We start from the raw sequence: 8,809 nt of genomic DNA, 5'->3' as shown, positions 1-8,809 counted from the left end.
GAAGACGGTGGCTCAGCGGAGGCGCGCAGCGACCCGATCAACACAGGAGGACATCGTGGCACCCCAGTTGCGGACGCTCGTCGACGTGGTGCGCGCACACGCGGCGCGGCAACCGGACGCGGTCGCGATGATCTGCGAGGGCCGCCGGACCGACTACGCCACGCTGCACCGCGTGAGCAACCAGGTCGCGCACGGCCTGCAATCGGGCGGCGTCCGCGCCGGTGACCGTGTCGCCTACCTGGGCCGGGAGTCCGAGCACTACTACGAGCTGCTGTTCGGCGCCGCGAAGTGCGGGGCCGTGCTGGTGCCGATCAACTGGCGGCTCGCCGCCGACGAGGTCGAGCACATCCTGCGCGACTCGGGCACGGCCGTGCTGTTCGCCGACACCGCGGCGGAGGCCGTGGCGGACCGGCTCGCGCCGGAGCTGCCGCGGCTCACGACGGTGGTGCGGCTGGACGAGCCGGGCGCGCCGGGTGCCGGGTTCACGTCGTGGCTGGCGGCGCAGCCGGACACGAACGTGCTCGGGCGGGTCACCCCGGACACCCCGCTGGTGCAGATGTACACCAGCGGCACGACCGGTCTGCCGAAGGGCGTGGTGCTTGGCCACCGCAGCTTCTTCGGGGTGCGCAACGCGCTCGCGGAGGCGGGGGAGAAGTGGATCGACTTCTACCCGGAGGACATCAGCCTCATCGGCATGGCGGGCTTCCACATCGGCGGCATCTGGTGGGCGACGCAGGGTTTCGCGGCCGGCGCCACCAACGTCGTGATGCGCGAGTTCACCACGGCGGGCGCGGTGGAGCTGATCAGGACGCTCGGCGTGACGACCGCGTGTCTCGTGCCCGCGATGATGCGGCTCCTGCTCACCGAACCGGGCGTGACGAAGGACGACTTCACCACCCTGCGCAAGGTCATCTACGGCGGCGCCCCGATCTCGGCCGGGCTGCTCGCGCGGTGTGTCGAGGGCTTCGGCTGCGAGTTCGCGCAGATCTACGGCCTCACGGAGACCGGCAACACGGCTGTGTGCCTGCCGCCTGCCGACCACACGCCGGACAGCGGCCGCATGCAGGCCGCGGGCCGCGCGTACCCGGGTTTCGGCCTGAAGGTCGCCGACTCGGCGGGCAACCCGTTGCCACCGGGTGAGATCGGCGAGGTGTGGCTGCGCACTCCGGCCGCGATGCTGGAGTACTGGAACCTGCCGGAGGCGACCGCGAAGACGCTGGTCGACGGCTGGGTCGTGACGGGTGACGCGGGTGTCCTGGACGAGGACGGCTACCTGTTCATCCGCGACCGCATCAAGGACATGATCATCGTGGCGGGTGAGAACGTGTACCCGGCGGAGATCGAGAACGTCATCGGCCGCCACCCGAAGGTCGCGGAGTCCGCGGTCGTCGGCGTGCCGGACGAGCGCTGGGGCGAGATCGTGCACGCCTTCGTGGTGCCGGTCGAGGGCGAGACGCTGACGGAACGCGAGCTGGCCCTGTTCCTGAAGGGGAAGCTGGCGACGTTCAAGCAGCCGCTGCGGTACGAGTTCATCGAGAAGGTCCCCCGCAACCCGAGCGGCAAGATCCTGCGCCGCGAACTGCGGGAACGCTTCTGGCAAGGCGAAGAACGCCGCGTCAGCTGAGCTGAAGGACCCCTTTCTCGCACTGGGCGTGACGAAGGGGTCCTTCGTTGTGCTGGGTGTGATGAAGGGGTCCTTCATCACACCGGGGAGGTCGCCGTGGGGCGCTTTTGGTCTGTGTGGCTGACCGGGTTCCTCGCCGGGCCTTCCACCGCGGCGCCGGTCGGGCTGGCCTTGCGGTTGCCTGCCTGGGCGACGGTGCTGGCGGTGTCGGCGAGCGCATGGCTGAGCTTCGTGATCGCGTTGTTCGCGATGGAGTGGCTGCGCCGGGTCCGCACCCGGCGCGCGCTGCGCGTCTTCCGGTTCACCCTGACCGCGCGCCTGGTCCGCCGCGTCCGCCGCGCCCGCGAGGGTGATCCCGAAGAACGCGCGGAACGCGACGCCGCCCGGCGGGCGGCGCGGCTGGAGAAGGCGCGGCGGCTGCTGACCCGGTTCGGGCCCGCGGGGTTCGGGTTGGTCGGGCCCGCCCTGTTCGGGACGTGGGTGTCGGCGGTGCTGGGATCCGCGCTGGGGTTGGCGCGTCAGCGCTTGCTGGCGTGGCTGGTGGTCGGCGCGACCACGTGGAGCGCACTGCTGGTACTCGCGACCCACACGGCGTTTGGCTGGCTGTTCACCTGACGCGGGACCCGGTCGCCTGGCTGGGCTTTTTCTGGGCATTGTGCTTCACTGAGGCACATGCCCAGAAAAGGCCCAGCGCTGGACGAGGTGGTACCGGCAGTGCGGCGGCTACTGCGCCGTGGGCTGCCCGTCATCCCGAGTAGCGCGTCGACGGTCCTGCTCGACCTGCGAGGCGTCGTCGCCAGGGCGGTCGATCCCGCTGATGTGACCAGCCGGGCGACGGCCCTGGATGGCACGCTGCGCGGGCTGCTGGCCCGGTTCCCGGATGACCGCTACGCCTCCGCGGCGCGCGCGTTGTTCGGTCTTCCCCCGGCCGCACCGGGGCAGAACCTCACGGTCCGCCGGGCGGCGGCCGCGGCCGAAGCGGGGCACGAGGTCCACCACTTCCGCAAACGGGTCGAGCCCAAGCTGATCGAAAAGGTCACCTGGGAGTTGCTGGCCGACGCTGACCGGTTCACCCGTTCACCGCTGATCGCGCCGCGACTCGCCCCTGCTCCCGCTCGGCAGCCCGTTCAGCCGGATCCGTTCGCCTGGGAGGTCACCGAGCACGAGGAGCACCTCTGCAGGTTGTGGTCGGCGATCTACGCCGCCCGCGCCGAACTGCTCACGGTCGAGCGGTTGATCAGTCTGCACGCGGACCGGACCGACATCCTGCGCACGGCCGTGACCGCAGCCTGGCGGTGGGCTTCCGCCCGTGCCGAGGCGATCAGCTACACCACCGGGTTCGCCCCTCCGCAACTGGAAGCCTCTGTGTCCGAGTTGGTCGCCGTGGCCGGCTGGGCTCCGCCGTTGACCGAGGCGCAGGCTTCCCGGTTGACCGAGGCCGCCGCCGGTGCGGCAGACCGGGAACAGTTCGTCGCCGCCCTGCACGGTGAGACCGACCTGGGCAACGCCTGGACCGGGGCCTTCTTCACGCACTCCGCGTCTCGTGCCATGACTCATGAACAGAACGGACAGCAGTCGTGACCAGCCCGACCACCGATCCCGCGTTGACGGCCGCCATCGACGCCGCCGCATCCGCTGACCCGCGTCGTTATGTCGTGACCGGCGGGCCCTCGTCGGGCAAGGATGACCTGATAGCGGCCATCCGCACCGCGGGCGTCCCCTGCATGGAGGACGAACCCGGCCGGGAGATCTATCGCAAGCACCGCGAGCGTCTCGGTCGGCACCTGCGCAGGGAGGACCGGCACGCATACTCTCTGGAAGTGCTGGAGGCGTTCATCGCCGAGTACACCGGTCACAAGCACGGGATCCGGTTCTACAACCGTGGCATCCCCGACGGCTACGGTTGGGACGCCTTCTTCGGGCTGGGCCCCACGCCACAACTCGAACACGCCTCACGGGTCTACCGCTACGACGTGATCTTCGTGCTCGACCCGTTGGACACCTTCGAGGATCCCGACGACATCGTCTGGGCGAAGGATCGCGAGATCCGCCGGGTTCACGAGCTGATCGTGCAGGGCTACTACGACGCAGGCTACGAGCCGGTGTTCGTCGCTCCTGACTCCGCGCAGGCCCGGTTCGACTTCATCTGCGCGAACCTCCGGCTGCCCAAACCCGGCCGAGGAGTGCGATCCGGTTGAGTCGCAGCGTCAAGGCACCCTTGCTGCTCTCCCCGAACAGCGTGCTGGCCAACGCGCTGCTGCGTTCCATCGACCTCCTTCGGCCTCGAGTGCTCGCGACGCGGCCGGCGCGGATCGAGTTCGTCGTCGGCACGCAGATCAACGGCGCGCCACACCTGGGCACGAACCTGGTGCAGTCCGCGGCGTTCCTGCTGGCGAAGACCGCCCGCCGGGAGTTCTCGATCGACACGACCGTCCGATTCGGGGCATTGGACAACGCTCCCCACGATGTCGTCCTGGACCCGGAGACACACACCGCCTGCCAGCAAACCTACTTCCACGCCCTCGGCAAGAACCGCGTGGCCGAGCTGATCGAGACCTACTACCGGCGTTCTTCGACTCCGTCTCGGAGGCCACCGACACCGACTACACGGTGGAGACCTACACCGATCAACAAGCCGCCCCGGGGTTTCGGGCCGAGTTTCTGCGCACCCTCGAACGGATGGAGGACATCCGATGGTGGATGGCTCCTTCACACGGCGTCGTGCACATTCGCATCCCGTGTCCAGAGTGCGGGTGGGCGGAGAAACGCGCTGACCGCACCAAGCTCGCTCACCTCGACGAAGACGGTGCCACGTTCACCGCGGTATGTCTTGATCACGGTGCCTACGACGCGCACATCGACCCCGAAGACGGCCGGCCGTACCTCGACCTGGCCACGCTGTACCGGAACCTGGTAAAAGAACGTGCGCTCGGACGGGAAACCGGCACGTTGCGGGTGATGATGAAGGGCGGCGACTGGACCTTCGGCTGTCAGCTCGTCGATGGTGCTCTGGGTGCGGTGGACACACCGCAGGCACAGCGGCCACCTCGGATCTTCACACCTCAGGTCCTGGCCCCGACGGGGGCGAAGCTGTCAAAGTCCCTACTGCGTGAGCAGGGCAAAGGCATTCTGCCTGCTGACGTCGAACCCTGGATGCTCGACACCACCGTCTGGCCAGGAACTGTCGACGACTACGTCGACGCCCTGGTCTGGCTGGTCAGCGAACTGCTCACCGACCCCAAAACACTTCTTCCGCTCGTTCACCGTCAAGGAGCTCGGCCGGCTCATGACCGCACGCCCCACCGCCCCCGTCGTCCGCGCCCACGAGATGGGCATCTACAAACGCTACTTCGACCTTGTCGCCAGCGGACGCAAGACCACCGAGATCCGGGTCAACGACTCCAGTCGCAAAAAGATCAAGGTAGGTTCACTGATCCGGTTCCGCTGTCAGGGCGACCAGTTGCTCACCCGCGTTACGAGAGTGGCCCGCTACGCCGACTTCGAGGAGATGTTCGACCACGAGTCGGTCGCCTCCGTCAACCCGCTGGCCACCCGCGAGGAACAACTCGCCAACATCCGCCAGATCTACCCGCCCGAACGCGAAGCCCTTGGCGTGGTCGCCATCGGTATCGAGCTGATCGACCCACCTCGGCCACACGGCGTCGGTGTCACCTGACGGAGCCCGCGGGCCACCCGACGGTGACCGGGATGCCCCGCTGTCGCGCGGTGTGCACGACGTCGGCTGTTCCGCCGGCGCCGTCGGGCGGCGACCCGTCCCAGACGGCGACCCTCTCGTCGGCGTTGGCCATGACGTGTTCACTGGCGGTCAGGTACGCCTCGCGGTTGGATTCGGGTAGCGGCATGGTGTGGTCGGAGGTCGCGGGGGTGATCAACGCGTCGAACTCGGCGGTGTTGTCGGGCTGGCAGTGGCGTCGGACAACGACGAATGCCCGGTGACACCGATGCGAGGCAACAGAATCCTTCTCGGTCAGGCAGCCAACTCGGCGATGGCCGGCCTCAGCTGAGCGCCGGGTCTCACCGGACGTGGTTGACCAGCTGTGCCAGCGCGCCCCGGCTCACGGGGATGATCGCCTTGGGGGCTTTGCTGTCGCGGAGGGCCTGGAGATCGCCGCGGACTTCCACACAGTTGCCGTCCTCGGCGGAGCGGCTGGACTTGCGCCAGGTCATCGCAACTCCTTCACGAGCGATCGCAGCAGGGCTGAGCTTTTCTCGCTGGACAGGGCCACCTTGTTCAACATGTCGAGCCTGCCCTTATAGAGCTTAGCTTGATCATCGAACAGGTACACCCCTCCTCCGGCGACCTCGACGTTCACCACGGGCGACGTGTTCGGGAACGTCATGTAGAGCCAGCTGTGGCTGATCACCACGTAGGGCAGACGCCTCGGCACGACTCGGACCCCGATACCGCGCTCTCGCGCGCTGACCAGACGTTCCAGTTGATCGCGGTGGGCGTCCCGGCCGCCGAAGGGGATGTGGAGTGCGGCCTCGTGGATGAACGCCGTGTAGTCGACGTTGCCGAGGATCTTCTGTCGTCGCTTCCTCGCTACCCAGCGGAGCTGAGCGTCTTCCTCATTGATGCCCCCTGACTGCCACATTGCCATCGCGTAGGGCTCGATCTGCAGCAGGCCGGGCACGATCATGACAGACCAGTCGGTCAGGCTGTTCGCGTCCGCCGCGTAGCTCGCCAGGACGCCCATCTCTTCCGGCACCCCGGGCAGGGGCCGGTCCCACCAACCCGCCGAATGCTCCGCGCGGGCGTCCTGGATGATCTCCGCCCTTTCCACAGCCGGAAGCTGGTAGGCGGTCACGATCGTCGCGACCTCTTCGCTCGTGATCTCCCGGATTCCGTTCTCGGTGCGGGAAAGGGTGGCGGGGGACCAGCCCAGCAACTCGGCCGCGCCTTCCAGTGAGAGGTCGGTGCGTTGCCTGCGGATGGCCCGCAGCCGCGCGCCGATGCGCCGGTTGCGTGGCCTTGGTTGCCGTCGGTCGCCGCCCACTGTGTGTCCCCTTTCCGGTGCGGAAAGGAGATTTACCTTTCCGCGCGGACATTACCGGGGATCGTGCCTGGATTCGAGGCGCCCCAACGGGTTCTCGGGCAGGTTCACCCAGTCGGTGTCGGCAGTACCGGTCACGTCAAGGGCGTGACGGAGGTAGGCCGTCGTGACCAGCTGGACCAGCGCGACCATGTCCGGGTTCTCGTCGGTGGTCTCTTTGGCTTCGTAGCCCGGAATCCCGCCGAGGGAGTGTTCCGCGCCGAACACCGTCAGCAGGCTCTTCTCGCCGGGGCTGAGGTAGTACGGATCGGTGAGCCAGTCCGGGCCGCGGACGGTCAGCGGGGAGTCGTCCTTGTCGCCCGCCACCACCAGCGCGGGGGTGGTCATGTGCGTGAAGTCCGGGTTCATGAACGGGAACTGCTCGGCCGCGAACGGCGACAGGTCCGCGCCGCCGCGGCCCGCCGTCGCCAGCAGTACGCCCGCCGACACGCGCTTGTCGGACAGGTCCTCGTCCTCGACGCGCAGGCCCAGCAGGTTGCCCGCCGTCTGGCCGCCGAAGGAGTGCCCGGCGGCGGCGACGCGGGTCCGGTCGACGCGTCCCGCCAGGCCGGGCAGCGCCGCCTCCAGGAACGCCAGCTCGTCCAGCACGCGCTTCACGTCCGACACGCGGTCGCGCCAGGTCTCCTGGGTGTACGCACCCACGGTCCGTGAGTCGCCGTGCGTCGGCTGGATGACCACGAAACCGTGCGCGGCCCAGTAGTCGGTCAGCGGGCCGTAGCCGTCGAGTGACGAGCCGAAGCCGTGCGAGAACACGACGACCGGCAGGTCGCGGCCACCCGAGGGCGCCGAGATCCGCACGCGCAGATCCGAGTCCGGCAGCACCGCCGGTTTCACCGACACGACAGGTTCGCTCATCGGGCATCTCCCTGGCAGAATAAACGGTACGTTGTCCCGTTTCGACGATACGGGACACTGTCCCGTTTAGCAAAGGAGGGCGGGGTGCGCGCGAAGAGGGCGGACGCCCGGCGCAACGAGGAGAACCTCCTCGACGCGGCCGCGGCGGTGTTCGTCGAGGCCGGGGTGGAGGCGCCGATCCGAGACATCGCGGCCAGGGCAGGCGTGGGCACGGCGACGATCTACCGGCACTTCCCGACGCGGGCCGACCTGATCGTGGCCGTGTACCGGCACCAGGTCGAGACGCTCGCCGAGACCGGTCCCGCGCTGCTGGCGAAGGGCCCGACGCCGTACGCGGCGCTCGCGACGTGGCTCGACCTGTTCGTGGACTTCGTGATCACCAAGCAGGGCCTCGCGACCGTGCTGCAGTCCGACGACCCCTGCTACGACCCGCTGCACGCGTACTTCGTGGAGCGGCTCGAGCCGGTGTGCGCACAGCTGCTCGAGGCCGCCGCCGACGCGGGGGAGATCCGCCAGGGCCAGGACCCGTACGAACTCATGCGCGGCGTCGGCGGCCTGTGCGCGGGTGGCGGCAAGTCCCGCTACGACGCACGCCACATGGTCGGGCTGCTCGTGGCGGGACTGCGGTCGGCGGACTGAGGGTCACGCCAGGTCGCCCGCAGGGTGAGAACCATGGCCACCAGCGCGACCACCACCCCGGCCACCAGCAGCCAGAGCCCGGCACCGGGCCCTTCTGCGAACCCCTTCGCCTCGTCATCGACCCGGGGTTCCTCGATGGCGGCGGCGAGACCGACAACCTGCGCCACGATCGCCCAGACGCCGCTGGTCAGGAAGGTCGCGCCGGTGACCGTGACCATGCCGGCCACCCGCCGGAGGCCCGGTGTCGCGGAGCGCGTCGCGGTCACCGCGCACAGCACGGCCGCCGCGAGCAACAACACGGTGGCGACGACGAGCAGAGGACCGGTGATCGGCACTGATACGTCGTCGGCCTCGGGATCGTCGATGCCCCAGCTGGTGAGCGAGACGACGAAACTCTCGTCGTCGACGGGCGTCCCGCTCACCGTGTACAGCGGCAGGAAGGACGCGACGGGCACGAGCAGCGCCGCGAGGCCCACCGCCCCTGCCGCGACCAGCCGGGTCTTCGGTATCGCCGGTGCCGGAGCGATCGGCATGGCGATGCCACTCATCGCTGGGAAATGCCCTGGGTACGCGGTCATGCACCGATTGCAGCAGCGTGCCACGCGGGACAGGGCCG

General features: G+C 68.9%; 11 protein-coding genes. 6 read left to right on the top strand and 5 right to left on the bottom strand.

Annotated features, from left to right (window positions below; genetic code table 11):
- Positions 1-55 precede the first annotated feature (55 nt).
- The 5 genes from FHR82_RS28145 to FHR82_RS47650 all read left to right on the top strand — a co-directional run bounded on the left by FHR82_RS28145 (position 56) and on the right by FHR82_RS47650 (position 5,300).
- Complete coding sequence (locus tag FHR82_RS28145) at positions 56-1,624, top strand: fatty acid--CoA ligase (RefSeq protein WP_221464399.1); 1,569 nt, start codon at positions 56-58, stop codon at positions 1,622-1,624.
- Between the two features lie 96 nt (positions 1,625-1,720).
- Positions 1,721-2,239, top strand: a complete 519-nt coding sequence (locus tag FHR82_RS28140; RefSeq protein WP_184813578.1) for a hypothetical protein — start codon at positions 1,721-1,723, stop codon at positions 2,237-2,239.
- 57 nt (positions 2,240-2,296) lie between these two features.
- On the top strand, positions 2,297-3,205 hold the full coding sequence (locus FHR82_RS28135; protein WP_184813577.1) for a hypothetical protein: 909 nt from the start codon (positions 2,297-2,299) through the stop codon (positions 3,203-3,205).
- Positions 3,206-3,228: 23 nt separating this feature from the next.
- Positions 3,229-3,822 carry an AAA family ATPase gene (locus FHR82_RS28130; protein WP_192772862.1) on the top strand — a complete coding sequence of 198 codons (594 nt, stop codon included), beginning with the start codon at positions 3,229-3,231 and terminating at the stop codon, positions 3,820-3,822.
- A gap of 911 nt (positions 3,823-4,733) precedes the next feature.
- Positions 4,734-5,300: an ASCH domain-containing protein gene (locus tag FHR82_RS47650; RefSeq protein WP_311771319.1), complete on the top strand. Its 567-nt coding sequence runs from the start codon at positions 4,734-4,736 to the stop codon at positions 5,298-5,300.
- Here FHR82_RS47650 and FHR82_RS28115 read toward each other — a convergent pair.
- From FHR82_RS28115 to FHR82_RS28100, 4 genes are all read right to left on the bottom strand, one after another.
- Positions 5,293-5,487 (bottom strand): hypothetical protein, encoded by a 195-nt coding sequence (locus FHR82_RS28115; RefSeq protein WP_184813575.1) that lies wholly within the window; start codon positions 5,485-5,487, stop codon positions 5,293-5,295. The genes FHR82_RS47650 and FHR82_RS28115 overlap by 8 nt on opposite strands.
- Before the next feature lie 172 nt (positions 5,488-5,659).
- A complete protein-coding gene (locus FHR82_RS28110) occupies positions 5,660-5,812 on the bottom strand; it encodes a DUF397 domain-containing protein (RefSeq protein ID WP_184813574.1) in 153 nt (50 codons plus the stop codon).
- Positions 5,809-6,642: a helix-turn-helix domain-containing protein gene (locus tag FHR82_RS28105; protein WP_184813573.1), complete on the bottom strand. Its 834-nt coding sequence runs from the start codon at positions 6,640-6,642 to the stop codon at positions 5,809-5,811. Before FHR82_RS28105 ends, FHR82_RS28110 begins: the two co-directional genes overlap by 4 nt.
- A gap of 51 nt (positions 6,643-6,693) precedes the next feature.
- Positions 6,694-7,554 carry an alpha/beta hydrolase family protein gene (locus FHR82_RS28100; RefSeq protein ID WP_184813572.1) on the bottom strand — a complete coding sequence of 287 codons (861 nt, stop codon included), beginning with the start codon at positions 7,552-7,554 and terminating at the stop codon, positions 6,694-6,696.
- 84 nt (positions 7,555-7,638) lie between these two features.
- On the opposite strand from FHR82_RS28100, the gene FHR82_RS28095 reads away from it, so the two are divergent.
- Positions 7,639-8,193: a TetR/AcrR family transcriptional regulator gene (locus FHR82_RS28095; RefSeq protein WP_311771318.1), complete on the top strand. Its 555-nt coding sequence runs from the start codon at positions 7,639-7,641 to the stop codon at positions 8,191-8,193.
- Here FHR82_RS28095 and FHR82_RS28090 read toward each other — a convergent pair.
- Complete coding sequence (locus FHR82_RS28090; protein ID WP_184813571.1) at positions 8,136-8,771, bottom strand: hypothetical protein; 636 nt, start codon at positions 8,769-8,771, stop codon at positions 8,136-8,138. The two genes, FHR82_RS28095 and FHR82_RS28090, sit on opposite strands and share 58 nt — an antisense overlap.
- Positions 8,772-8,809 lie beyond the last annotated feature (38 nt).

Source organism: Actinophytocola algeriensis (assembly GCF_014203735.1).
GTDB classification, from domain to species: Bacteria; Actinomycetota; Actinomycetes; order Mycobacteriales; family Pseudonocardiaceae; genus Actinophytocola; species Actinophytocola algeriensis.
This window is presented reverse-complemented; position numbering and strand designations above follow the sequence as displayed.